The organism is Meiothermus sp. Pnk-1, assembly GCF_003226535.1.
Lineage (GTDB): Bacteria > Deinococcota > Deinococci > Deinococcales > Thermaceae > Allomeiothermus.
Genome location: NZ_QKOB01000002.1, coordinates 304,002 through 328,574, shown reverse-complemented (window position 1 = coordinate 328,574; position 24,573 = coordinate 304,002). Strand labels below are relative to the sequence as shown.

The 24,573-nt window shown below is 66.1% G+C and carries 16 protein-coding genes; 9 read left to right on the top strand and 7 right to left on the bottom strand.

What is annotated here, in order from left to right:
* Positions 1-21: 21 nt before the first annotated feature.
* Positions 22-1,593, top strand: coding sequence for a cation:proton antiporter family protein (locus DNA98_RS04335; RefSeq protein WP_110526260.1), 1,572 nt, complete (start codon positions 22-24; stop codon positions 1,591-1,593).
* On the opposite strand, the gene DNA98_RS04330 is transcribed toward DNA98_RS04335, so the two are convergent.
* Positions 1,576-9,900: a translocation/assembly module TamB domain-containing protein gene (locus tag DNA98_RS04330; protein ID WP_110526257.1), complete on the bottom strand. Its 8,325-nt coding sequence runs from the start codon at positions 9,898-9,900 to the stop codon at positions 1,576-1,578. The two genes, DNA98_RS04335 and DNA98_RS04330, sit on opposite strands and share 18 nt — an antisense overlap.
* 108 nt (positions 9,901-10,008) lie before the next feature.
* Between DNA98_RS04330 and DNA98_RS04325 the strand changes: the two genes are divergently transcribed.
* A complete protein-coding gene (locus tag DNA98_RS04325) occupies positions 10,009-10,275 on the top strand; it encodes an acylphosphatase (RefSeq protein ID WP_110526254.1) in 267 nt (88 codons plus the stop codon).
* A 5-nt stretch (positions 10,276-10,280) separates the two neighbouring features.
* On the opposite strand, the gene hflX is transcribed toward DNA98_RS04325, so the two are convergent.
* Positions 10,281-11,948, bottom strand: a complete 1,668-nt coding sequence (gene hflX / locus DNA98_RS04320; RefSeq protein WP_110526251.1) for a GTPase HflX — start codon at positions 11,946-11,948, stop codon at positions 10,281-10,283.
* Positions 11,949-12,039: 91 nt separating this feature from the next.
* Between hflX and DNA98_RS04315 the strand changes: the two genes are divergently transcribed.
* Complete coding sequence (locus DNA98_RS04315; RefSeq protein WP_110526248.1) at positions 12,040-12,615, top strand: HAD family hydrolase; 576 nt, start codon at positions 12,040-12,042, stop codon at positions 12,613-12,615.
* A 10-nt stretch (positions 12,616-12,625) separates the two neighbouring features.
* Entirely contained in the window at positions 12,626-13,159 is a 534-nt protein-coding gene (locus tag DNA98_RS04310; protein ID WP_110526245.1) for a YdcF family protein, read from the top strand.
* Positions 13,160-13,166: 7 nt separating this feature from the next.
* On the opposite strand, the gene DNA98_RS04305 is transcribed toward DNA98_RS04310, so the two are convergent.
* From DNA98_RS04305 to DNA98_RS04295, 3 genes are all read right to left on the bottom strand, one after another.
* A complete protein-coding gene (locus DNA98_RS04305) occupies positions 13,167-13,673 on the bottom strand; it encodes a DivIVA domain-containing protein (RefSeq protein WP_110526242.1) in 507 nt (168 codons plus the stop codon).
* A gap of 89 nt (positions 13,674-13,762) precedes the next feature.
* A complete protein-coding gene (locus DNA98_RS04300) occupies positions 13,763-14,401 on the bottom strand; it encodes a YggS family pyridoxal phosphate-dependent enzyme (RefSeq protein ID WP_110526239.1) in 639 nt (212 codons plus the stop codon).
* 1 nt (position 14,402) lies between these two features.
* Positions 14,403-15,230 (bottom strand): purine-nucleoside phosphorylase, encoded by an 828-nt coding sequence (locus tag DNA98_RS04295; protein ID WP_110526236.1) that lies wholly within the window; start codon positions 15,228-15,230, stop codon positions 14,403-14,405.
* A gap of 147 nt (positions 15,231-15,377) precedes the next feature.
* Between DNA98_RS04295 and DNA98_RS04290 the strand changes: the two genes are divergently transcribed.
* The 4 genes from DNA98_RS04290 to dnaG all read left to right on the top strand — a co-directional run bounded on the left by DNA98_RS04290 (position 15,378) and on the right by dnaG (position 22,431).
* On the top strand, positions 15,378-17,897 hold the full coding sequence (locus DNA98_RS04290; protein WP_110526233.1) for an outer membrane protein assembly factor: 2,520 nt from the start codon (positions 15,378-15,380) through the stop codon (positions 17,895-17,897).
* A 121-nt stretch (positions 17,898-18,018) separates the two neighbouring features.
* Positions 18,019-18,483, top strand: a complete 465-nt coding sequence (locus DNA98_RS04285) for a hypothetical protein (protein WP_174720021.1) — start codon at positions 18,019-18,021, stop codon at positions 18,481-18,483.
* A 2-nt stretch (positions 18,484-18,485) separates the two neighbouring features.
* On the top strand, positions 18,486-20,456 hold the full coding sequence (locus DNA98_RS04280) for an adenylate/guanylate cyclase domain-containing protein (protein ID WP_158531601.1): 1,971 nt from the start codon (positions 18,486-18,488) through the stop codon (positions 20,454-20,456).
* A gap of 211 nt (positions 20,457-20,667) precedes the next feature.
* Positions 20,668-22,431: a DNA primase gene (gene dnaG / locus DNA98_RS04275; protein ID WP_110526226.1), complete on the top strand. Its 1,764-nt coding sequence runs from the start codon at positions 20,668-20,670 to the stop codon at positions 22,429-22,431.
* Positions 22,432-22,501: 70 nt separating this feature from the next.
* Here dnaG and DNA98_RS04270 read toward each other — a convergent pair whose 3' ends face one another.
* Positions 22,502-23,002, bottom strand: a complete 501-nt coding sequence (locus DNA98_RS04270) for an Rrf2 family transcriptional regulator (protein ID WP_110526223.1) — start codon at positions 23,000-23,002, stop codon at positions 22,502-22,504.
* A 112-nt stretch (positions 23,003-23,114) separates the two neighbouring features.
* Here DNA98_RS04270 and DNA98_RS04265 point away from each other — a divergent pair, with 112 nt between their 5' ends.
* A complete protein-coding gene (locus DNA98_RS04265) occupies positions 23,115-23,975 on the top strand; it encodes a sulfurtransferase (RefSeq protein WP_110526219.1) in 861 nt (286 codons plus the stop codon).
* A 36-nt stretch (positions 23,976-24,011) separates the two neighbouring features.
* Here DNA98_RS04265 and DNA98_RS04260 read toward each other — a convergent pair whose 3' ends face one another.
* Entirely contained in the window at positions 24,012-24,299 is a 288-nt protein-coding gene (locus tag DNA98_RS04260; RefSeq protein ID WP_110526216.1) for a rhodanese-like domain-containing protein, read from the bottom strand.
* Positions 24,300-24,573: the final 274 nt, after the last annotated feature.

Genomic DNA, 24,573 nt, shown 5'->3' with positions numbered 1-24,573 from the left:
GTAAACCCCAGACTGGGCGGAATGGAAGCCCTTTGGGTAGGCGCCGCGTTTGCTTTGGGATTGTTGGGAAGCCGATTCGGGCTTCCTCCTTTGGTGGGCTACCTGGCCGCTGGGTTCGCCCTCGCCGCGTTCGATATCCATAGCGGGGAGGTCCTGCACTACCTGGGCGAGATCGGGGTGCTGCTGCTTTTGTTCACGGTGGGGCTCAAGCTGCGACCGGTCAGCCTGGTCCAGCTTGAAGTGTTAGGGGGAGGTGGGCTCCACCTGCTGTTGGTGGGAAGCCTCATCGCGGTTCCGCTGGCGTTCAGCTTGGGCGGTCAGGCAGCGGTGTATCTGGGGTTGAGCCTGGCCTTCTCGAGCACCGTTCTGGCCATCAAGGTGCTCGAGGACAAACGCGAACTCAGCAGCTATCACGGGCGGGTAGCCGTCGGCATCCTGATCCTGCAAGACCTGGTGGCGGTGGCCCTGCTGGCCTTCGCCGGGGTGAAAACCCCAAGCCCCTGGGCACTGGCCCTGCTGGCGCTGCCCCTGTTGCGCCCACTGGTATCCTGGCTCCTGGCCAAGAGCGGCCACGACGAGCTTTTGCTGCTGTTCGGGCTGGGGCTGGCCCTGGCCGGGGGCAGCATAGCCCAGCGGGTGGGCATCTCGCCGGAGCTGGGGGCGCTCCTCTTCGGGGCGGTGCTGGCCGGGCACCCCCAGACCACCGAGCTTTCGCGAACCCTGTGGGGGCTGAAGGAGGCTTTTTTGGTGGCCTTCTTCCTCAACATCGGGCTGGCCGGGCTACCCACCTTGCGCGAGCTGCTGGTGGGGCTGGAGCTTTTGCTGCTGCTGCCGCTGCAAGGCTTGATCTTTTTCGCCCTGTTCGTGGCGTTCGGCCTGCGGGCGCGAACCGCTTTCGTAACCGCCATCGCCCTCTCCAGCTACAGCGAGTTCGCCTTGATCGTCGCCGCCCCGCTCATCGAATCGGGCCGCCTGGAGGAGAGCTGGGGCCGGGTACTGGCGGTGGCGGTCGCCTCCTCCCTGGCCGTGGCCGCCCCACTCAACCGAGTAGCCCACCGCATCTACGCCCGCCTCGAGCCCTGGCTATCGCGCCTCGAGCGCAAAGGCCGCCACCCCGACGAGGAGCCAACCTCGCTGGGCGAGGCCGGATGGCTGGTGGTGGGAATGGGCCGTACTGGGGGCGCCGCCTACAAGCTCTTGGAGAGCCGGGGTGAGCGGGTGGTGGGCCTCGACTCCGACCCCGACAAGCTCGAGCGGCACCGGGCCAAGGGCCGCCGGGTACTCTACGGCGACGCCGAGGACCCCGAGCTGTGGGAGCGGTTGGAGCTCGAGGGGCTCAAAGGGGTGCTCCTCACCCTACCCGACCTCGAGTCCAAGGTGCGGGCCCTGGAGGGACTGCGCCGCCGGAGGTTTGCGGGGCAGATCGCCGCTACCAGCTACCACCTGGAGGAGGATGCGGTGCTCGAGGCCGCCGGAGCCCGCCTGATCTTCCACCCCTTTGCCGAGGCCGGGGAACGCTTAGCCGAGCGGGTGCTCGAGGAAAGCCTGCCCGCTCCCTCGACGGAAGCCCCGCCATCAAAAGCGCAGGTTTAACCCCAGGCCAAAGCGCACGTCCGAGTCGCCGCCGGGTTTGGTATCGTCCCGCACAAAGAGGCTAAGGTCCAGGTTGGGCAAGATCGCGTAGCCCAACGAAAACTCAGGCCTGAGCTTGACGCCGGTGGTCTCGGAGACGAACTTGGTGCCCACGGTAAAGGTAAAACCATCCAGCCGGTACTCCGCCGTGATGATCCCCTCCCCGGTAAAGGCGAAGGTGGTGCTCAGCAGCACCTCGGGGGCGATGCGGATGCCAAAGCTCAAGCTGGTGTTCTCCAAGCGGAAATCGCCTCCGCTAAAGTTCGGCACATCGATGCGGAGCTGCTCGAGCCCCAGCGCCTTGGCCAGTTCGCGCTCGAGCTGGCCGAACAGGAAGTTCTGCAAAGCGGCTTGCAAACCGGACTGCACCAAGCTCGCCGGAACGTTCTCCAAATCGCTGCGCCCCAGGGTGAGGAGGGTATAGATCTGAGCCTGGGAAAGCGCTGCGGCCTGCCCCGAGACCCCGGTGGCGACAAGCTGCGGATACCCCTGGTCTACCGCAAACCGGGCCTGACCCCCCTCGCGCACGAAGCGCCCCCGCAGCTTGAGCAGCACATTGTAAGTTGCCCCACTGGCCTGATCACGGATCTGGGAAGCGCCGGCCACCACGCTCACCACGGGGAAAACCCCCTGATCGGGGCTAAAGGCGGCCACGCTACGGAACTCCCCGCCCTCGTCGGGAACGCTCTCAAGCAGGGTAAACACGTTATTCCACAGCCGCACCTCACCCCGCAAGGGGCGCACCTCCCCGCTCAGGAAGGGGTCTGAGAGGGTACCGTTGAGGTACACGTCTCCAGCCAACTCTCCTTGGGCCAAGGCTTCCTGGAAAAGGATACCGCGCTCCGCGGTAATCCGCAGGTTGACGAACTCCAGCGGGGCGGCCTCGGAGGGGTTTCCTGGGGGGGCGGGCTTGGAAGAATCCCCCACCGGCACCGCGACTTCCTGCTGCCCGCTGGGTAGGGCCAGCCGGGCCCGCAGCACCTCCACGTTCCCCCGTAGCTTGAAGAGCCCCCCCTCTTGGTTGAGCGATCCGTTGACCCGCACCCGCCCTTCTTGCAAGTAGTAACGAGGGGCGCTCACCGGGATCTCCCCGTAAAAGCCCATCGCCAGCGGGAACACCGTACCGGAGAGGGTCGCAGTCTCGGTGGAGACGGTAGTGACATAACCGGGGTAACGGAACTCCACGCTGAGGGGCTGGTTGGGTTCCAAAAGGGGAATCTGCGCGCTCCCTCGAGCCCGCACCACGAAGCTCTCGAGGTTCCCCTCCCCGGAAAGCCGGGCCTGAGCCGGGTAGGGCGCCTCGAGGTTGAGGGTTCCCTCCGCCGTCGCGGTCTCGCCTAGCCGCAGGCGGGCCTGGGGGAACTCCCCCACCACCGGCCCCAGCTTGAATCGGAACCTTTCCAGCTCGAGCGCGAATTGGTTTCCATCCGAGCTCAGCCGCAGGGTACCGCTGCCCTCGGGAGAGAAGGGCTTTAAGGGGGGGATCACCTGCAGCACCGGGGTGAAGGAGGTGTTTTGTAGGTCGAGCTGGAGGCGGCTTCCTCCTTTGCGGCTCCAGTAGCCCTCTCCCCGCCAGGTGCCTTTGCCAAAGAGGTCCAGTTTGTCAATATCCAAGCGCTCCTTCTCGTAGCGCAGCACCGCCTGCCCGGTCAAAGCATCGCCCCCGCCTTCAAAGCGCAGCCGCTCTCCTACCAGCAACCCCTGCGAAGCCCAGGGATCGAGGAAGTTGTAGCGGAAGCTGGCCTCGCCGGTCCAGAAGGCTTGTCCTTTGAGTTCGCCCGCCCAGGCGGCAAGAAACCAGTGCAACGGGAAATTCACCGCCTGTACCCGCCCCTTAAGCTGACCCTGGCCCAACGCGAGCTGGGCGGTGCTCTTGCCCAAGCGCAGCTCGCCCCTGGCCTGAGCGCCCCCCCAGGTGGCCGCCAACTGCATCGAGAGCGGGGTCTCATCCCCCTTCACCCGCAACGCCTGGGCTTGCAAGGAAAGGGATAGCCTTCCCTCACGATAGTCCACCGCCCCGCTGACCCGCCCGCTCAGGTAGGGCACCACCGGGTGTAGCCAGGGCAGATCCTCTAGGGCCACGCGGGCCATCTCGGCCCGGGCCACCGGCACACCGCCATCGAGCCGGGCGTTCAAGTTGATCTGGCCGATGGCTCCGGAGAGCACCGCGCTCACCTGCAAGGGGCTCCGGGCCGCAAGCTCACCCTTGAGCCGGGATTCTAGCGGCTGGAGGGGTATGTCGAGCTCGAGCGCACCCGTCCAATCCCCGCGGTAAGCCAGCTCGCCCTGGACCCAGCGGCCCTGGGCCTGGAGCTGGCCCTCGAGCCCGCGCCCTTTGGCCTGGAAGGTCTGCCCCTCCCCTTGGTAGCTGAGGCTCCAATCGGCGGAAAGCCCTACTTCCCCCTCGAAACGGCCCGCGCCCCAGGAGATCCAGTCGCTCGCCGGATGGCTCCCGCTTAAGTAAAGCCTTTGGCCCGCCCCCCGCAGGGTCAGGTCCACCCCATACAGCCGGGCGCCGAGTTCCCCCTCGAGCCCCCCAGCGGTGTAGCGGAGGCTGCCCTGCCCCAGGTCGGGGGCGCTCAGGGTGAGGGCCAGGGTATTGAGGTCGAGTTCGGCCTGCAAACGCCCATCCGCCAGGGGATACCCGGCGGTGAGCTTGTCCTCCGAGCCCTCCACCTCGACGCCCTGATAGGTCAGGTGGCCCTGGGCCTGGCGGGTCAGGAGGTTCACGCCCAGGTTCTCCCCGCGGGGGGTGGCCAGCTCCAGGAGGGGGTAATCCAGCCTGGCCTGGAGCCCAAAGAACTCCCCGCTCACCCGAGGGACCGCCTCCGAACCCGAGAGCTGTAGCTCTCCCTCACGAATGCGAAGACGCCCCGACCAGCTCGGCCCCCGCAGCACCTGACCGGCTACGTCCCCAAGGAGACTGGCCTGCAAACGGCCCTCGCCATAACGGCCACGCACCTCCCCTGCACGGCCTAGCGCTTGCCACGCGAGGTTGAAGTCGAGGGCCGACCACGTCCCTGCTGCCGTACCGCTGAGCACCGCCGGGCCCAGGGTGAAGTCTTGCAGCCGCAGGGAGGGCCCTTGGGGGTCCAGCTGGCCCTGGAGCCCCCCGCCCGAGACCTGTAGCCGCTCTCCCTCGCCCCGCAGGAGCAAGGTTTTGCCGAAGTTTTGGTACTCACCCGAGAGCCAAGTCCCAGGGTAGGTCCCCCTGGCCCGGAGCCGACCTAACCCCTGGGGCAACTCCCCAGCGTAGCTCCAGTTGAGGCGCAACGAGGCTAGGTCGAGGGTCGCGGTGAGGGGGGCTAGCTCCTCCTGCCCCCGGATCTGCACCTGAGTCCCCCTCCCCTCGAGCCGTGCGCTGCCCCACCCAGGGTATCTCCCCACCATCTGCCCCGCCAGCGCCCGGGGCGAAAGCTCGACCTGGAGGTCTCCCTGGAGCTCTACCCGCCCCGCAAGGTCGGCCTCGAGCCGGATCCGTGCCGGCTCGCGCCAGCCTCCTGGCAGCCGCGCCGAGAGCGCGCCGCGCCAATCGCCAAAGCCCTTCAGCTCGGCCTCGGCGCGGGCTAGATCGGCCTGGCCGCGCAAACCCCCACCAGGCAAGGGAAACTCCACCGCCACCTCCCCAGCCGGCCCCGCCTCGCCCCAGCGAACGGTCCCGCGCAGATACGGCCCGGTCAGTTCTGCGGAGAGGCCGTCCCGGTAGATCACCCGGAATCCCTGACCCCGGTAGACGCCCTCGAGCCGGGCCTGAAGAGGGTCAAGGCGGGCCTCGCCGGTGGCCTGGGCATCGAAACCGCTCACCACGACGGGAAAGACCAGGGTCTGCCAGGGGCCCTCGGCCTGGGTGCGCAGGTGTACCGGGACCCCGGTGAAAGGCTCCAGGTCAGCATCGAGGTGCGCACTCAAGCGGATGTTTTCCAGGGCTCCGGCCTGTAGCAAATCCGGGCCCTGCACCCGGATGTCCACCCCCTCCCCCTCGGCCCGGGCGAAGAATTTTCCGGCGTGGCTGAAGCGCAGGGCGATCACCTTCCCCTGGCCCCGCACCAAGCCCCGGCCCTCCAGCTTAGGGGCCTGGAGGTTTCCCGAGAGCTCTCCGCCGACCTCGAGGCGGCTGGGGCCCAAGACACGCGTGTAGCTGAGGCTTCCCCCCAGGTTCCCCTGGTCGTCGCCGTTGACCGCCAGCTGCACCCCGAAAGCCTCGCCCTCGGCCCATAACCGCCTCCCCTCCCCGCGCAGGTCGAGCCGGATCCCCGGGCTCGAGACCGCCATCTGCCCGGTGAAGGTCCCACCCGCCCGGCGGTAGGTGAGGTCGCCCCGGAGGTCGAAGTTGCGCTCTCGAGCCCCGGTATCGCCGGGCCGCGGTTGCGGCTGCACTGCGACCTTCACCGAGTTCGCCCCGAAGAGCCGGACTTGCTCGAAGTCCAGGCCCCGGCCCTCCGCCTGCACGCCCAGGGGGGCCTTCCAGTCGAGCTCCCAGGCCAGGCCCTCCCCCTCCAGGTACAGCGGCCCGGCCTGCTCGAGGTACTGTTTGCTCCTTAGGTTCCCTGCCGCAGCGTAGCGGGTTTTCTCGCTGTGAAAGACCACCCCGGCGTCGGCCCAGGGGGTGCGCACCTCGAGCGTGCCGCGGGCCGTCTGCTCCTTCAGGTCGGCTGCAATCTGGGCCACCGCCTGCCCCCAAGCGCCTACCGCCTCGGCCTGCACCCGTGGGGTTTGCAGGGTTCCGGCGAGATGGGCGGTAAAGGTATTGCCTCCGACGGCGTAGCGCAGCTCGCCCTGTAGATCGGGCTCGAGCCGAACCCCCCCGGAGAGGTCGCCCAGCGCCTCCAGCCGGATCTGATCCCCGATCTCGGCGTTAACCCCTACGTTTCGCTCGGGCAGGAAGACCCGCAGCTGGCGGCCCTGGTAGGCGAGGTCCACGCTCTCGCCCCAGGCTTTGAGGCGGCCTTTGGCCTCACCCGGCGGCGGGCGGCGGTCGCCGCGCAGCAATCCTTCCACCTCCAGCCATCCGGCGAGCCGCCCAACGACCGGAAGGCTGAACGCCCTGGCGATAGGGGCGGTCTCGAGGTCGAAGCTTACCTTCCCCTCGGCGAGGTGCGCCTCCCCCTCGGGCAGCCGCAGGTCGGCTTGCACGGCCCGGACCTCGAGGCGATCCGTGCGGGCTGAAACCGCCAGGGGAACCCCCCGGTAGGTGGTCTGGAGCTCGGCCCGGATTTTGGTTCCTTCCCCGCCGACCTGCCCGCTGAGCTCGCCCCCCTCGCCCGCTACCCGGTAGCCCCAGCGCACGATCCGGCCACGGTATTCGAGCCCCTGCCCCGAAAGCTCCAGCGGCCCGGAAAGCCGCCAGGTCTGCCGGTTGAGGTTGGCCTCGAGCCGCCACCCGGCCTGCTCGAGGTAGGGCAGGTCATAGCGGCCCTGCCCCAGCAGCTCGAGGTTGCTCCAAGGTCCGGCCAGGCGCACCTGCCCTTCGAGCGCGGGAAGTGTGACCTGGGCTATGGCCGAGATCCGCTCGGCGTCCAGGGTACCCCGGAGGCGGCCCCACTCCCCCGCGCCGCGCACCTCGAGCGGCCCCAGGAGGCCCTGCCCCCGCGCCTCGAAGTCCCCGAAATCCGTCTGGGTGCGGAGCAGGCCGCCGCCATCCCCCCAGGTCCCGCTGAGCCGGAAGGGGATGCCCAAGGGCGTGAGGTCAACATCCCTCGCCTTGACCCACAGCCTGAGACCCTCCAGCGCCTCCCGCCCGGCCCCCGCCCGGTATGCTCCGGAGACCTCCAAACGCCCGTCCTGGAAGCTTCCGGCGTAGGTCAGGCTGGCCCCCTTGCCGAAGACCCGCAGGGCGCCGCCCAGCTTGGGCACCGTCAGGCGCAGGGCATAGCTCCCCTCGAAGAGGTTCGCCGAACCGCTCAGCTGACCTTGCCCTAGCGGCGCGTGGGCCAGTTCGCCCGTCACCTTTAGGTCGCGCCAGTCCCCGCTACCCCGCACCTCGCCCCAGGGAAGCCGGAGCGCGAGGTCGCCCCCCTCCAGGTTTCCCGTCCCCCGCAGGGTGACCGGGATGCCGCCGATCCGCGCCGGTAACAGCACCCGGAAGGGAAGCCCAGGTTTGAAGTCCACCCGGCTCTCGCCGAGGGTGACCCCGTCGCGGGTGACGCGCGCGGGCAGGTTGGGGATCTGCACCGCCCCCAAGCTCGGCAGGGTGAGCCGCCCGGAAAGCCGGGGGTCGGGGAAAACCGGCCCGGAAAGCTCGGCGTAGCCCTGGGTAGTCACCCAGAGGCCCTGGCCCCGGCCCTCCAGCCGCGCCGACAGGTAGGGGGTGACGGCGGTGGCGGTGCCGGAGAATTCCCCGTTTTGGTAGGTGAGGTCGCTGCGGAGGGAGACCTCGAGGCCGGGGGCCAGCTTGAGCTCGAGCGGCCCCTGCACCCGCACCCCCCCGGCGCCCGCCGTGACGCTAAGGGTCGAGAGCCGTGCTTGCACCCCGCCGGAATCGGCTCGGCCCGAGAGGGGCAGGGTTCCCACCGGGGTGCGCACCACGCCGCCGAAGCGGGTCGCCAGGTCCTCGATCACCCCGCGGACCTCGAGCCGCTCCCCCACCAGCCGCCAGTCGCCGGAGAGGGTGTTGTCGCGGTACACCGCCTTCCCGAAAAGCTGGAGGGGCTCGAGCAGGGTGAGCGGCTGGCCGTCTACGCCCAGGGTGAAGACACCCCCCTCGTAGCGCCCCCAGGCGTGGGGCGAGCGGAGCAACCAGGCCGTGCCCTGCTGGCGCACCGCCAGGGGGAACGAGGCGTAGGGCGAGGTGTACGCGAGGTCGGCGGATAAGCGCCCCCCGCGCAGGCTTCCGCTCCCCTCCACCTCCCCCACCACCAGCGGCAGCCTGCGCACCACCAAGGCCAGGTTCTCCCAGCTTCCCGCTAACCCCACCGGCCCCAGTGCACCGCTGACTCGGTTCCCTTCCCCCTGCAGGCGGCCCGAGAGGTCGAGGGGCTGGGCCAGGGGAAACCCCACGCCCGGCGACCGGACCCCCAGGTTCCAGCGGCCTCGCCCGAGGTCGAACACCAGTTGGGCCCTACCCTTGAGCGGCACCGGCCACACCAGGCTGCCCTCACCGCTGGCCCGGTCGCCTGCACCTTGTAAGGCGAGCTGGCTGCCGAAGTTATCGGTCAGGTTGACCCGGTAGTGGGCGCCCTCGAGGCTCACGCCAGCCCGGTACTCCCGGTCGAAAAACCGCCCCCGCACCTGGGTTTGCAGGGTGAAGGCCCTATCCAGGGCCAAATCCCCCGCGTACACCAGGGGCTCGCCGGTCAGCGCCCCCTCCCCGCGGAACTGCCCCTTGAGCCGCACCCTCTCCCACCCTTCGCCGTCGAGCACAAGCGGCCCCCGGCCCTCCACCGGCAGGCTCAAGCCGTAGCTCTTGGCCAGGGCCGGGAGGCTGGGGGTCCCCTCGACGTGGAAGGAATAGCGCCGCCCGGCGATGTCCACCCGCACCGTGGCCCACACCGGCCCGTCCAGGGTTCGCCCCTCGAGGCGGGCGGTGACCTGATCCTTCGCGAAACCGATCGGCCCTTCTACCCCCTCGGCGAGAAAGGGCACCCCAGGGATCCTGATCCGCCCGCCACGGACGTAGTTGTCGCCGAATACGCCCTGGGGGCCGAGCTTCCAGGTCCCCTCGAGCCTCCCCCCCTCGAGGCCCGGATACCAGAAGCGGGCGGCCCGCACCTCCCCAGCAAAGCGGATCTCCCACGACTCGAACTCGAGGCCGGTGCGTTTGACCGTCCCTTTGATCGCCCCGTCGGGGGTCTGGGCGCGGAAGCCGTATTCTGGGCCTCGGCCCCCGAGGCTAAGCCGCAGCTTGGGAATGGGAAGGCGCTGCCCCTGGGCGATGGTGGCCTCCACGTGCTCGAGGTCGAGCTGCTCTACCCTCAGCCGAAAGGGGGGCGGCGGTTGCTGGGTGGGCTTCTCCGGAATCAGCCGATCCCACTCCAGGTTGACGGTCCCGCCCCTCACCCGGATGCGCAACGGCAGCTCACGCCGCAGCAATCCGAAAAGCTGATAGCTGATCGTGACTTCCTGGGCCCTTACCCTAATCCCCGGCCCTTGGAGCTCTCCCTCCTTCAGGCGAAGGCCGGTGAACACATACCCGGAGATCCCTGTCCACCGGCCCTGGAACCCCGCCGCCGCCAGGCCCTGTTTGAGCAGTAAATCCAACAGGGGCGGCGCTGCGGGAAGCGACACCAGCGCCAAAAGGATTAGCAGAGGCCAGAAGCGCCGAAAGCGCATCCTGTATAGCTTACTGGGAAAGCGTGAGGGAAACCTAGGTGGGTTTCTTCCGCGGCGCTAGCCGGGGGGGGAGCCAAAAATTGGCAACATGCCATAGGCTAATTTCCGATGGAGCGGATCGTGGTGCTGGTGACGGGAACGGTGCAGGGCGTGGGCTACCGGGCCTACGCCCGCCAGCGGGCAATGGAACTGGGCCTATGTGGCTACGCCGAGAACCTGAGCGACGGGCGGGTGGAGGTGGTGGCCGAAGGGCCAAGGGAAGAGCTCGAACAATTCCTGGAATTTCTGCGCCAAGGCCCTAGGCTCTCCCGAGTAACCGGCCTGGACGTGCAGTGGAGCAAATCCACCGGGCTTAGGGGGTTCAGCATCCGCTAGCGGGCTCAGGACACCCAGGCATTGGCCCTGGCCCACCCTGCCGGGCGCACCCCGCTCGAGAGCAGCCGAGCGGCGATCTGCTCCTTGAGCTGGAGCAGGCCCGTGCCCTTTACCGCCGAGACGGGAATCCCCCCCAGGCGCTCTCTAACGAACTCGAGGTCATATCCCCCAACCTTGTCGGCCTTGGCGAGAACCAACACCCGGGGGACTTCAACCTCCAACCTCCCCAGCAGCTCTTCTACCACCGCGTGCCGCTCCAGGGCTCCCTCGCTCGAGGCATCCAGCACGTGCAAGAGCAGATCCGCCTCGCGCAGCTCCTCGAGCGTAGAGCGGAAGGCTTCTACCAGCTCTTCGGGCATGTGCCGGATAAAGCCCACGGTGTCGGTGTAGAGCACCTCTCCGACGCCCGGCACAAAGCCCCGGCGGGTCAGCGGGCGCAAGGTGGCGAAGAGCTTGTCTTCGCCGGCATCCCCGTTCTTGGCCAAGGCCTGCATGAGGGTGGTCTTCCCGGCGTTGGTGTAGCCGACTACCGCCACCACCGGAAGCCCAGCCCGCTCGCGGGCGCGGCGGGTCTCCTGGCGGCGGCCCGCAATCTCGCGCAGTTTATCGGAGAGGAGGGTGATGCGCTCTTGCAGGCGGCGGCGGTCTACCTCGAGCTTGGTCTCGCCCGGCCCCCGCGTACCGATGCCACCTCCCAACCGAGAGAGCTCCTTGCCCTTGCCCACCAGCCGCGGCAAAAGATACTTGAGCTGGGCCAGCTCGACCTGGGCCTTGGCCTCGGGGCTGCGGGCGTGCTGGGCGAAGATGTCGAGGATGAGCTGAGTACGGTCCAACACCTTCAAGCCCGTGACCGCCTCGATCTCGCGGGCCTGGGCGGGGGTGAGGTCAATCCCAAAGATCAAGGTTCCCGCGTTTTCGTGGTAGGCCCGGCTTTGCAGCTCCTCGAGCTTACCCCGACCCACCGCGTAACGCGGGTCCAGGCCAGGGCGGAACACCAGTTCCTTGTGGACGGCAACAGCCCCGGCGGTGCGGGCCAGCTCGGCCAGCTCCGACAGGTCCACCTCGGCCTGTACCCCTTCGCCCCGGTCTACCCCCACCAGGATGGCCCGCTCCCCGGCCCCATCCTGGAGTTCGTAGGTGCGCGAGCGACGGGCCAGCTCCTCCTCCAGCGCCGCCGTGGCCCCGGTCAGGTCCCACTCCAGGTAGTCGTGGTAAGGCTTCGAGGGGAGGATCTGCCAGTCTTCCTCGAGGGCGCCGGGGGGGGAAAGCTGAGCGATATGCAACTGCCCCGGAAGGCCACTTTTCACGTCCACATCCAAAGCCGCCAGCACATCCAGGCGGTTGAGAAAGAGGGTGGTGAGGTCGGGGCGCGATAACCCCCCACCGCCGAGATGCGTATGCAGGAGCCGGTAACCGCTCAGGCGCGTCTCTACGTAGGCCATCTGCGGCATGGGCATCTCTTTGGCGTCGCCCACCGCTACCCGCAGCACGTGCCCCTGACGGTCCATCAGCAAGGCGATGGGCTTATGGAGCTCGGCGGAAAGGTGGGCCAGCGTCCGCGCCAGCTCGGCATTAAGCAAGCGTCCCGCCGGAATCCGGCGGCGGTAGAGGTTGGCGAGTTGTCGGAGCTGGCTGGGTTTGAGTCCGTTGGTACGTCCGAGGATTCTGTCCACGCTCTTCTCCAAGGATAACACGCCCCTTCAGCCCGGCCTTGAGGAAGATCACATTCGCCCTGTACGCCGCGCATCGGTTAGGATATCTTCCGTGCGCGCGGTTTTCTTCGACATGGACGATACCCTGCTCGAGCCCCGGCACCCCTCTCCCCTCCTGGGCTTCAAGCGCAAGTGGGGGCTCCCGCTAGACCGGCTGGTGATCGAGGGAGTGCGCCACTACCCCGCGGCGGAACGACAGGCCATTCTCGAGGAGTTCCAAGCCATGGAACTGGCCCTTTCGCAATCGGCCCTGCTGCGAGCGGGGGTGGAGGAGCTGCTGGCGGCGCTGCGCGAGGGCAAGGTGTACACCGCCCTCATCACCAACAACCACCGCGAGAGCACCGCCACCGTCCTGGCCAAGCACCGCCTGCGCTTTGACCTGGTCCTCACCCGCGAGGACGGGCCGCCCAAACCTGCTCCCGATCTCCTGCTCAAAGCGCTCGAGCACTTCGCCCTGGACAGGCGCCAAGCGATTTTCGTGGGGGATTCCTGGGCCGACCAACAAGCTGCCCAGCAAGCCGGGATACGGGCTTTTTTCCTGGCGACCCCTACCAACGCCGATCTCTCGCCCCGGTTTGGAAGCCCAAATGAGCTGCTGTTGGCCCTAAAAGAGGCTAAGCTGTTGTAAGAGGTTAGCGGTGGTTGGTCTGCGCATCCTGGCCCTGCTCCTGGCCGTGACCCTGGGATGGGCCCAGGCCCCTCAATACGGACACGGTGCCCCTCCCGGCTGGATCGTGGTGCTGGGGGCCGCCCAGTACAACGGTCGCCCCAGCCCCATCCTCAAAGGCCGCCTCGAGGTGGCCCTGCGCCTGTACCGCCATCACCTCGCCCCGGGCATCATCGTGACCGGGGGCAAGCGGCCGGGGGATCGCTACAGCGAGGGCGAGGTAGGCTGCCGTTACCTGAGGGACCGGGGGGTTCCTCCCACCGCTTTGCGTTGCGAGACCCAAAGCCAGAGCACCTGGCAAAACCTCAGCAACATCAAAGGCCTGGTGGGCAAGCAGGGCATCGTCGTGGTGACCGACGAGCCCCACTTACCGCGGGCCCTCTACCTAGCCCAAAGCCTGGGGCTCAACGCCGAGGGTTACCCGGTGCGCGGCAGCTTCAGCGCGAGCTACTACTGGCGCGAGGGCCTACTGAGCCTGCTGGCCCGCCTGGGGGTGGTGCGCTGAGGGCAAGTTAGCGCCGGTATTTCTCCAGCGAGCTTAGGTAACCCTCCAGCAGCGCCCTGAACTGCGAGACAAACAGGTCGCGCTCGTTCTTGAGCTGTTCGATCTCCACCCGGACCCGCTTCATCTCGGCTACCACTTCCTGTAACGAGACCTCGCGGGCCGACTCGGCCTCTTTTTTGATCAACTCGGCGTCCCGCTCGGCCTGGGCCTTGATCTCGCGGGCGATGCGCTCGGCGGCCACCACCGCACGGCGCAGCTCGGCCTCGCCCTCCTTGGCCTCGGCAAGCTCGGCCTCGAGGGTACGGATCCTAGTCCGCAGGGCCTCGTTCTGCTCCAGGAGCGCTCCGAGCTGGTCGGCGACCCGTCCCAGGTACTCCCGCACGTCCGCCACCACATAGCCCCGCATCCCCCGCTTGAATTCTTGGTAGCGCACGTCGAGCGCAGTAAGCTGGGTCTGTACCCCCGGCAGGGTCGCGATCACCGTTTCGATAGAGTCGTCCACCTTATCCGGCATATTTCAACCTACCACACCGGCTAGCCACAAAAACACCGCTACGCGTATTATACGCCCGAAGCGCTTGGCTTTCTGTAAAGCGCCCCCATCTACTCGAACAACGCGCGGCCGATCCGTACCAAGGTGGCCCCCTCCTCCACCGCCACTTCGAAATCGCCGGACATGCCCATGCTGCGCTCGGGCAGGTCAAAGCGGTCGGCCAGGCGGGAAAGCTGGGCGAAAAGGGGCCTCACCGTCCGGGGGTCTTCGGTATAGGGGGCGACGGTCATAAGCCCCTGCACCTCGAGCCCTTCCATCTCGCGCAGGCGCGGCACTACCTCGGCCAGCTCGCCCTCCCAAAAGCCGTGTTTTTGCGGCTCGAGGCTCAGGTTGACCTCCACCAGCACCCGGAAAGCATGCCCCATCTCCCTGGCTTTCTTGCTCATGTATTCGGCCAGCTTGAGCGAATCCAAGGAGTGGATGAGGCCAAAACCCGAGCAGAACTTGACCTTGTTGCGCTGCAAGGGGCCGATCAGGTGCCACTCGAGCCCCGGAAGTGCGGCCATCTTGGGCAGGGCTTCCTGCACGCGGGACTCGCCCAAGGGAAAATTCCCGTATCGCAGCACCTTGTCCTGGATCTCCTGGGGGCTATGTCCCTTGGTTACCGCCACCAGCCGTATGGCTCCAAGGTCACGCCCGGCGCGGCGCGCCGCGGCCTGGATGCGCTCGAGAACCTGGGGTAAGGCCATACTACATAGCGGCCAAAATCCCCCGCACAAACCTGCGGAAGGTAGCTCCGGTGCGGGCTGCGACCTCGAGCACCTCCTGCTCGGTGGCGTGGTGGGTGGAGTCGGGGAGGGCCATGTCGGTAATGGTGGACAACCCCAAGACCCTCGCCCCCAGGTGGCGCAGGGCAATCACCTCAGGAACCATGCTCATGCCGATGGCGTCGGCCCCCAGAAGGCGCAACATGCGCAGCTCGGCTCGGCTGGCGAAGGCGGGCCCGGCAAACCAGACATAAACCCCCTCGCGCAGGCTCAGGTCCTGAGCGCGGGCCACCTTGCGGGCCAAAGCATTGAGTTCGGGGTCATAAGCGTCGAACATAACCGGGAAGCGTGGCCCCATGCGCTCATCGTTAGGACCCTTGAGCGGGTTGATCCCGGCCATGTTGAGGTAGTCGAGGTGGAGCATCAGGTCTCCGGCCCTCCAGTGAGGGTTGAGCCCCCCGGCGGCGGAGGTCAGGAAGAAGGTCTTGGCGCCCAGGTAAAAGCCGACCCGCACCGGAAAGACCACCTCGGCGGCGGTGTAGGACTCGTAATAATGCACCCGGCCCTTGTAGGCCAGCACCTTTTTGCCCTCGAGCTTCCCTAAAATCAACCTTCCCTCGTGACCGGGGGCCGTCGAACGAGGGAAGTGCGGTAAGTCCGCATAGGGAAAGCTGGCCACGGCCTCGATCTCGTCTGCGAGCGGCCCCAGCCCCGAACCCAGCACGATGCCCACCTCGGGTACGAAGTCGGTCTGCTGGCGAATAAAAGCGACGGTCTGCTGAATAGCTTCGTAGATACCCAGGCTATCCATAAGCCCTACGATACCAAACCAAAAGCCGGCGGCGTCGAATCCCGGCCCGGGCCTAGGTCCGTCGCCCAACCCGGCCTCTCTCGACCCCCTGCCCGTTGTTAGGTGCTTCTCACTCCTTGTTCACCCCGCTCCGTTATCCTTTGGCGGATGAAACGTGCTCTAGCTCTCGTTTTCATGGTGGTGAGCCTGGCCCTGGCCGCACCGATTCAAGACCTCGAGATTCGCGGCGGCGACCCGGTGCTCCAGGCCCTAGCCCGTATCGCCCTACCGTTTGGTGTAGGTGACGAGCCGGGCGACCTCGAGGCGGCCCGCAAAGCCATACTGGACTCGGGATTTTTCCAAGATGTGGCGGTGCGGCTAGAAGGCAACAAGCTGGTGGTCGAGCTGACCCCCAACCCCCCCATCAACACCGTTACCTTCGACAGTAAAGTGCTGCCGCCAACCGTGGCGCAGCAATTCCTGCTCAACGAGTTCGCCCTGGGACCGGGAGCGACCTATAACCCCAAGCGGGCCAACGAAGCTGCCCAGGGGCTCTCCCAGTACTACCGCCAACAGGGCTTTCCCTTTAGCCCGGTCGTCACCTTCGAAGCCAGCACCGTCACCCAGGGGGTCAATCTCAGCTTCAAGGTCCAGGAGACCCCCGAAGTCAAGAAGGTCGAGCTGGATAACCCCACTTTCGTACCCAAAGATCGGCTCGAGCCCATCGTTCAGACCATCGCGCAGGGAGGGCGCTTCGACTTCGAGCGCTACCGTTCGGCCCTCGAGCAGATCGCCCAGATCTACGCCCAGGCGGGCTTCCGCGGCAGCGGGGTGGACGTGGCCAACTCTGTGCTGGAAGAGGGAACCCTCAAGGTGCGGCTGCGTGAACTCAAGGTGGCGGAGATCCAGGGCAACGGACTGGACGTGGCCAACCTGGGGCTCAAGCCGGGCGACCCTTTCAACTACGACCGCCTCCTGGACGGGATCAACGCCCTCACCAAGGCCACCGGGCGGCAGGTGGGCTTCCGCGCGGAGTCGGTGGGAAACGACGGGGTGCGGCTGATCCTCGAGCCGGGCGAGCAGACCTATGGCCCCATCCGTGAGGTCCGCATCGTGGGGGCCACCGCTATCCCGGAAGCCAGGCTTAGGGCGGCCTTACGCCTCAAACCCGGCGATGTCTTCAGCCCGGCTCTGGCCAACGAGGACTTCGGACGACTATTGAACCTCTATCGCAGCGAGGGCTACGAGATCGTCGCCCAGCCCAAAATCACCTTTGAGAACGGGGTCTATACCCAAACCCTCAGCGAGGTCAAGATCGGGGGGTACAAGCTCAACTGGTCGGGGCCTCACCGTACCCAAGACGAGGTGATCCTGCGCGAGCTGCCCAAGCCGGGCACCCTCTTCTCGGTCCGGGCCTTCCTCAATGGGCTTTCCAACGTGCTGCGCACCGGGGTCTTGGCCGAGCCGCCTTCGCGCACGGTGGAGCCGGGGGAGAAACCCGACGAGATCATCATCGTGCTAGGCCTCAAAGAGGGGCGCACCGGGGCCTTCGTGCCCTCCATCGGCTGGAGCAGCCTGGAGGGGTGGAGCGGTTCCGTCACGTACAATGAGGGGAACCTGTGGGGCCTCAACCACAAGCTGAGCGCCGAGCTTTCCTTCGGGTTCAACGAGTCCGGCGATAACCTCTCGCTTTCGCTGGCCTACCAGATTCCCTGGGTTTACCTGGACTTCGCCGACTTCAAAGAAGTTCGCACCGCGGCCAGCTTCAGCGTCTTCAGCCGCCCGGTGCCCAACTACGACCTTTACGACTCCAACGGCAATAAAACCGGCTGGCAGTACACCCAGCGCAGCACCGGCTTCGAGTTTGGGCTTTCTCGCCCGCTCTCCGCAAGCTTACCCAACTTGCGCCTGGGCACCTCCCTGCGCTATGAGTACAAATCGCCCAGCCTCGAGATCTACGACCCCAACCGCCCCTGTGTCAACGACCCCAACAACACCCAAAAACCGCAGTGTAGCGACCCCAGCTACACCGGCGTCACCGAAGATCAAGCTCGAGCCCTGCTTCCCTCTCCCAGCAACAACTTCTCCCTGAGCCTCTCCGCCACCTACTCCAACGCCGACAACCCCAGCTTCCCCACCCAGGGTCTCGGGGCCAGCGCCCAAACCAGCTACGTGCTGACCCTCCCTCGCAACGGAAGCAGTTCGCAGTACATCCCCTTCAGCCTCACCGGCAAAACTTACTGGAGCCTGGATCAGGCTAAGCGCCAAGCCCTGGCCCTGCGGGTCTCTACCGGGACCATGCTGGGGGTGGCGGGGACCATCCCTAGCGAAGCCCTTTTCGGGGTGGGCGGCACCCTCGACGAGGCCTTGACCCTGCGCGGCTACGATACGCGGTTCCAGACAGGTCGGTACTTTTTCACCAGCTCGCTCGAGTACCGCTATGACTTCCGCTTCTCGGAAAGCGGCGGTACTAACGTCATCGGGATCGCCTTTACCGACCTGGGAACCGCTTGGGGAAGCGCGGCCAACCCCCAACCCCAGCTCCACATGGGGTTTGGCCTAGGCCTCCAGCTCGACCTAAACCTCTTCGGGGCCCTGTTGCCCTCGATCCGTTTCGACTACGGGGTGGGGTTCGTAGAGGGGCAAGCCCAAGGGAAGTTCCACTTCCGCCTGGGGCCGCTGTTCTGAGCCAGCACCCACGAAACCCAGCAGGGCTCGCTAAAGCGAGCCCTGCTTTTTGACACGCCAGGGCAAAGGATGTATCTTTGATTTACGTTTTTATATTTTGTTTAAGATTTTTCATAATGCTATGGATGTGGAAGCCCTAAGCCAACGGCCCACCGTGCTCGAGGACACCCCCGAAGGTTTCTTCGAGCGCTTCGCCGCCTATGCGCTGGAGGCCAATCTGGCCCCCGAGCCCCAGGGCAGCCCGGTGCTCGAGGTCGTCACCTCCGCAGGGGTGTTCCTGGCTTTTGATCGGGGTCTGCCTCCAGCCCCTACCGGGCGGGCCCGGCTCCTTCTTCACGCTGAGGTTGAACACCTGTCTTACGGCGGAGAAGCCAGTCCCGGAGCCTACCCCATGGAGCGGGGCCGCTACGAGTTGCGCGGTCGGGTGGTGCAGGCTTTGGCCCGGAACCTCTACCTGATGGACATAGGGGTTCCGGTGGTGCTCGGCCTACCCAGCCATCTCATCGGCCCCGACCTGTTCTCCGGGCCACTTCGGGTGGTAACCGCCCCCCCGCTGATGGCCTTCCGCCCCGACGCCCAGAGATGACCATGCGCTGCCCTGACTGCGGTCACTATGTCTACGATGCTGGAAACTGCGGGTGCGGCATCAGCGAACACGCTCTGGTTCATGAGCGCCGCTGGGTCAGCGTGGTCTTTTTCGACCTTTCCCGCTTTAGCGAGTTCGCCCTCGAAAACCCTTTGGAAATCACCTGGAGGGCCGTAAGGCGCACCCTTTCGGAGGCCGCAACCCAGGTCCGCCGCTACGGTGGGCACGTCGACAAGTATTTGGGCGATGGGCTCCTAGCGGTATTCGGCGCTCCCCGCAGCCGCGAAAACGACGCCGGGGCCGCTTTGGAAGCAGCGCTGGCCATGGTAACCGGGAGCCCCCTCCCGGCCCGCGCCGGAGTAGCCAGCGGGCTGGTGTTGCGGGCCCCTTTGGGGGATGGACAGGCAGGGTCCTCCACGGTGTTGGGTCCCGCCGTCAACCTGGCCCAGCGGCTCTCCCAAGCCGCCCCGCCAGGAGAAGTCTGGAGCGACGCCGTCACCTTGCGGCTGGTCCCGCTCTGCCGCCACCACCCCCTCGAGCTCCAAGTCTTCAAAGGCCAGGGCGGCCCCCTACGCCCCCACCGCTACCTGGGCCTCGAGGAACGCATCCATAACCTGATAGGGCGTGAGGCCGAAATTCTGCGGCTGCATGAGGCCCTCGAGGCGGCTCGGCACGGTTTGGGCCAACACCTGGCCCTGGTGGGCCCTTTGGGTAGCGGCAAAACCCACCTGGCCCGGCATTTCCTGGGCCATCTTCCCGCCGGAGTGCGGGGTGTTCTAGCCCCCCGATTCAGCAGGGAAGGCTCTCTACGCCACAGCTTATACCTGGCGCTGCACAAGCTGATCGAGGGGGATGTGGGGGAGTGGTTGGGGCGAACGCCGCTGCCTCCTTCCCTCAAGCAAGCCTTGGCCTACAGCGTAGGTTTGTTGCCCCAGGCTCCTGCGCCCAAAATCGAGCTGGAGCGGCTGATGATCGAGGGCTGGTTGCAGCTTCTGGCCTTGCTCTCCGAATCCCAACCCCTGGTGATCTTGCTGGAAGACCTCCACGCCGCCGACCCTTTCCTGATCCAACTGCTCCACCACCGCCCGCGTGGCCGGGTTCTGCTGTTGAGCACCTCCCGGCGCAACCTGTGGGAAGCAGGAAGCGTGGAGGTGCTAACAGTGGCGCCCTTGGACGAGGCGGGCACCCTGGCCTGTGCCCGCGAGTTGCGCCCCGACCTCGAAGAAGCGGCCCATCAGATCCTGGCCCTCAAGAGCCGTGGCCTGCCCCTGATGCTCCAAGCCCTCTCGCGCAGCCAGGGGAATCAAGACCCTCTGGCCGATCTGGCCGCCTGGGGAAGCTGGGCCTACCAGCCGCGGCTCGACAGCCTACCTCGTCCCGCTCGCTCTGCCCTGCTGTGCATAGCCGTGCTGGGCGAGGGGGCCGATTTGGCGCTGGTACGCCATTTGCTAAACGGCGAAGCCCACCTCCACCGTCTGGTGGAAGAGGGCTTCCTCGAGTTCCAGGGAGAGCGGTTGGTGTTTGCCGCACCCTACCTGCGCGAAACGGCCCTGACCTTGGTGAGCCCCGAGCAAGCCAAGCGGTGGTGGCTCGAGGCCGCGGAGTGGTGTCAGGGAGTCGGGCAGCTTGAACAAGCCGCTCTCTACTTGAGTATGGCCGGGGAACAAGCGGCTGCTTTCCGGTTGTGGCGGCTGGTAGCGCAAGAACGCTGGTTCCGAGGCCGCAGGGCTGAGGCCCTGGAGGCCTACAACGAAGCTCTGCTCATCGTTCCCAGCCCCGCCCTGAACCGTAGCCTCCGTCAGGAGGTGGCGCGCCGCTTATTGGAAGCGGGGCAGGCTCTGCAGGCCCTGAGTTGGCTGGAAACCCTCGAGGACGAGGACAGCGAGCACCTCAAAACCCAAGCCCGCCTCCAGATCCAAGCCCAAAAAATCACCCAGCACGACGGCAACATATTGCATCCCGGTACGGGCTGAAGCCCCAAGCGCCCCAGCCGGGATTTGTAGGGTTCGTGCCGGCAGCGGGCGGGCTGTTCTAACCTACCACCCTCGAGCTTAGAGTATCCTGATCCGGTAGACCCCCTCGGGTCTTTCAGGAGTCGGTCCGTGCCGTCCAGCACGTCTCCTGGCCCCACCCCGACCAAGCCCTAGACTTGGCCCTAGCCTTTGGTTTCCCGTAGTTTCCGCCATGGACTCGAGGAGCAGCCAAGCTGTCGAACTCATCCGCTCACGGATGCCTATCCGCGAGCTGGTGGGACGTTACGTAGCCCTCAAGCCAGCCGGCAAGGGACGCTGGAAAGGGTTGTGTCCCTTCCACCAGGAAAAGACCCCCTCCTTCCATGTGGACGAGACCAAGGGCCTGTGCTACTGCTTCGGCTGCAAAGCCGGCGGAGACATCTTCGGGTTTTTGCAGAAGATTGAAGGGATAGATTTCCGTGAGGCGCTCGAGCGGCTGGCGCAAGAGACGGGGGTGGAGCTCCCCGAAGCCAGGAGCCAGGGCAAAAAGCGGGAGCTGTACGAGGTCTTGAACCTGGCCCAGGAATACTTCCGGGCAAACCTCAAAACCGAAGCCCTCGCCTACTTGAGGGGGCGGGGATTGCGCGATGAGGCGGTGGAGAAGTTCGGGTTGGGCTACGCGCCGCAAAGCTGGGACGGGCTGATCAAGTTCCTGAGCAGCAAGGGCGTGAGCCCCGAAGAGGGGCTAGCCGCCGGGGTGCTGGCCGAACGGGAGGGGCGCTACTTTGACCGCTTCCGCCACCGCATCACCTTCCCCATCCAGGACCCGCTGGGCCGCACGGTGGCCTTCACTGCGCGGACCCTCGGCAAGGAGGACGGCCCCAAATACCTCAACTCTCCCGAGACCCCTCTCTTCAAAAAGAGCCTACTGCTCTACGGCTTCCCCCAAGCCCGTCCCTCTTTGCGCGAACGGGGCCGGGCCATCGTGGTGGAAGGCCTGTTCGACGTGATCGCCCTGCACCAGATGGGCTTCACCGAGGCGGTGGCGGTGCTGGGTTCAGGGTTATCCCCCGAACAGGGGTTGCTCCTCAAGCGGCACGAAGTCCGCGAAATCTATCTTTCCTTCGACGCCGACGAGGCTGGGCGCAAGGCCACGCTACAAAGCCTCGAGCTGGAGATTGCCCGCAGCTTCTTGGTGTACGCGGTGGCGCTGGAGGGGGGCAAGGATCCCGGCGACCTGCTCTTGCTCCCAGATGGGCCTGAGCGTTACCAACGGGCGCTCGAGGCGGCGCTCCCCGAGGTGGAGTTCCGCTTCCAAGCGGCGGCCCAAGGGGTCAACCTGGAGTCGGTGGAGGGGAAGCGGCGGGTGCTCGAGGCGCTGTTACCCCGCTTGCTCTCCAACGATCCGCTGGATGGGGTAGCCGAAGCGCTCAAACGGGTGGTGCAGGAGCGGCTCGGGCTCGAGCGCCGGGCTTTAGAAGACTACCTTAGGAGCCGCAAGGCCCCCCCCAGCCGCCGCGAGCCCCAGCCTAATCCCGGCACCGCTTTTGGCCTAGCCCGCCCCGACCTCACCGAAAAGCGCCTGCTACGCGAGCTGGACGTAATCGCCCTGCTCTACTCGGCCCCCGATGAAGAGTTTGCGCAGTGGGCGCAGTACGTGGAAGACCACACCTGGCCGCCTGAGGGAAGCTTGCTTGCCGAGTTCATGCAGGTAGCGAAGTCGGGAGTGGGGAAAGCCCGGGTGATCCGCCACTTCCAGGAACGGGGCGAGGGGGACCGGCTCTTCGATGCCTTGATGAAACGGCCCGACGAGATCCCCAGCGATCTCGAGAACCAGCTCCACCTCAGCATGGCTCGGCTACGCGAGGTCTACTACGAGATCCGGCTGGACAAGCTCAAGCAAGAACTCAAGTCCAGGCCCAGCGTGGAGCTCCTACGGGAAATTCAAGAAACCCAGCGCGCCATCGAGGCCGAGCGGCGGGTGTACAAACGCTAAGCGCCAGACGCAGTGGACCCGCCTCGCCTGGCCGAAGGGCGCGTTACCGGACCCCTGAGTCTTCCGGCTCCTACTGCCCCACTGGCAGGTAAGCCCCTTTGAAGAGTTCGCTGGGGGGCAACAGGTGCTCCAAGCACTCATCGTACCCCACGCCCTGATGGAAGTCCTCGGCCAGATCGGCCACGCTGACCTGGCTCAACGCCTCCAGCACCGCGTCGCGTACCTTGATCCAGATCCGATTGCGGGCATGGCAGCGGCCTTCTTCAAGACAGACTTTAGGCCACTTCAGGCTCACGCAAGACAGCGGAGCAATAGGTCCGTCCACTGCCCGGATCACGTCGCGCAGGTTGATCTCCTGAGGAGGCCGGGGCAGGGCATAACCCCCACCGGCCCCCTTCTTGGAAGCCACCAACCCCTGGGCGACCAAAGCCGCCAGGATCCGTACCAAGTAGGTGCGCCGCACCCCGGTGGCCCGGCTCAGCTCCTCGCTCCCTACATAGCGCCCAGGAGGCTGAGTGCCTAGGTAGCCCAACGCCTTGAAAGCGTAGATATCGGTAGTGGAAAGACGCATAAATATAGTTTACAGGGTTTGTAAACTGTGTTAGTGTAGCGGCAGTGGGGTCGTTTTACGCGGAAGCCGCTGCGAGGCGACCCAAGCAGCTAGCCCACATAAGGAGGAAGGTATGAGCTATGCCCACCCTGAAGTCTTGGTCAGCACCGATTGGGTACTAGAACACCTCAATGACCCCAACATCCGCGTCCTCGAGGTCAACGAGGACATCCTGCTTTACGACACCGGCCACATCCCCGGCGCCCAAAAGATCGACTGGCAAGCCGACCTGTGGGACCCGGTGATTCGCGAGTTCATCCAGCCCGAAGAGCTGGCGCAGCTTTTTGAACGCCTAGGGATCTCCAACGACACCACTATCGTCTTGTACGGCGACAAGAACAACTGGTGGGCCGCTTACGCCTTTTGGTTTTTCAGCTACAATGGCCACCAGCACCTCAAGTTGATGAACGGCGGGCGGATCAAGTGGATCCAAGAGGGCAAACCCCTCACCACCGAAAAGCCCACTTACCCCAAGGGCTCTTACACCCCAGGAAAGCGCGACCCAGCCTTGCGGGCCTTCCGCGACGAGGTGTTGCAACACCTGGAGAAGGTAAAAGCCGGGCAAGGTGCCTTGGTGGATGTGCGTAGCCCGGCGGAGTTTACCGGCGAGAAGACCCACATGCCCGAGTACCCGCAGGAGGGGGTACTGCGCGGCGGTCACATTCCCGGGGCCAAGAGCATCCCCTGGGCCAGCACCGTCAACCCGGACGGCACCTTCAAGCCCGTAGAGGAGTTGCGGGCCCTGTACGAACCCAAGGGTGTGACCCCCGACAAAGAGGTCATCACCTACTGCCGCATCGCCGAGCGCTCGTCGCACTCCTGGTTTGTGCTCAAGTACCTGCTGGGCTACCCGCACGTGAAGAACTACGACGGGAGCTGGACGGAGTGGGGCAACAGCGTGGGCGTGCCCATCGCTAAGGGGCCGGAGGAGTAAGCTCTTCAGGCTGCCGGGGCGCACCGTGGTGCGCCCCTATGCTTTTCTCAGGGCCCGCAGGCCGCCCTCGAGGTTATAGACCTGCTCGTAGCCGGCGGCCTCGAGGTAAAGCCCGGCCAGCTCGCTCATAGCTCCCCGCTCGCAGACGAGCAGGATCGGGCGGTTTTTGGGCAGGTCGTGATCGCCGTGCTGGATGGCCTGCACCGGCAGGTGGATGGCCCCCTCGAGGCTCCCTCGCAGGTACTCGGCCTCGGGCCGCACGTCCACGATGAGGGGGTTTTCCCGGAGGAAGGTCTCGAGCATCTCGGCTTTGAGGTTACGCATACCCCCAGGATACGTCGGCCAAGGGGAAACCCGCAAAAAATCCCTGCGCGATCGCACCCCCTCGCTGGAAAAAGTGGGCACCATCCCTGTCTGGAAGGGCACAAAGCCCGCTTCTCAAAACCCGGCGTTATGTTTTGCGCAAAATGCTATAATCCTCCTAGCGGGGCCACCCGCAGCGCACCTTGAAAGCCAGTTTTTCCCTTCTCCATCGCAAATCCCTGCGACACAAAATCTAAATGTGCAGGGAAGTAAGCACCCATCGGCATAAATCCCG

Bases quoted from the DNA above. Each gene is read 5' to 3' on its own strand.
- DNA98_RS04270 (WP_110526223.1), bottom strand. From the start codon at position 23,002: ATGCGTCTTTCCACTACCGATATCTACGCTTTCAAGGCGTTGGGCTAC.
- DNA98_RS04295 (WP_110526236.1), bottom strand. From the start codon at position 15,230: ATGGATAGCCTGGGTATCTACGAAGCTATTCAGCAGACCGTCGCTTTT.
- DNA98_RS04280 (WP_158531601.1), top strand. From the start codon at position 18,486: ATGCGCTGCCCTGACTGCGGTCACTATGTCTACGATGCTGGAAACTGC.
- DNA98_RS04290 (WP_110526233.1), top strand. From the start codon at position 15,378: ATGAAACGTGCTCTAGCTCTCGTTTTCATGGTGGTGAGCCTGGCCCTG.
- DNA98_RS04300 (WP_110526239.1), bottom strand. From the start codon at position 14,401: ATGGCCTTACCCCAGGTTCTCGAGCGCATCCAGGCCGCGGCGCGCCGC.
- DNA98_RS04260 (WP_110526216.1), bottom strand. From the start codon at position 24,299: ATGCGTAACCTCAAAGCCGAGATGCTCGAGACCTTCCTCCGGGAAAAC.
- DNA98_RS04335 (WP_110526260.1), top strand. From the start codon at position 22: ATGGAAGCCCTTTGGGTAGGCGCCGCGTTTGCTTTGGGATTGTTGGGA.
- dnaG (WP_110526226.1), top strand. From the start codon at position 20,668: ATGGACTCGAGGAGCAGCCAAGCTGTCGAACTCATCCGCTCACGGATG.
- DNA98_RS04325 (WP_110526254.1), top strand. From the start codon at position 10,009: ATGGAGCGGATCGTGGTGCTGGTGACGGGAACGGTGCAGGGCGTGGGC.
- DNA98_RS04265 (WP_110526219.1), top strand. From the start codon at position 23,115: ATGAGCTATGCCCACCCTGAAGTCTTGGTCAGCACCGATTGGGTACTA.
- DNA98_RS04285 (WP_174720021.1), top strand. From the start codon at position 18,019: ATGGATGTGGAAGCCCTAAGCCAACGGCCCACCGTGCTCGAGGACACC.
- DNA98_RS04305 (WP_110526242.1), bottom strand. From the start codon at position 13,673: ATGCCGGATAAGGTGGACGACTCTATCGAAACGGTGATCGCGACCCTG.
- DNA98_RS04330 (WP_110526257.1), bottom strand. From the start codon at position 9,900: ATGCGCTTTCGGCGCTTCTGGCCTCTGCTAATCCTTTTGGCGCTGGTG.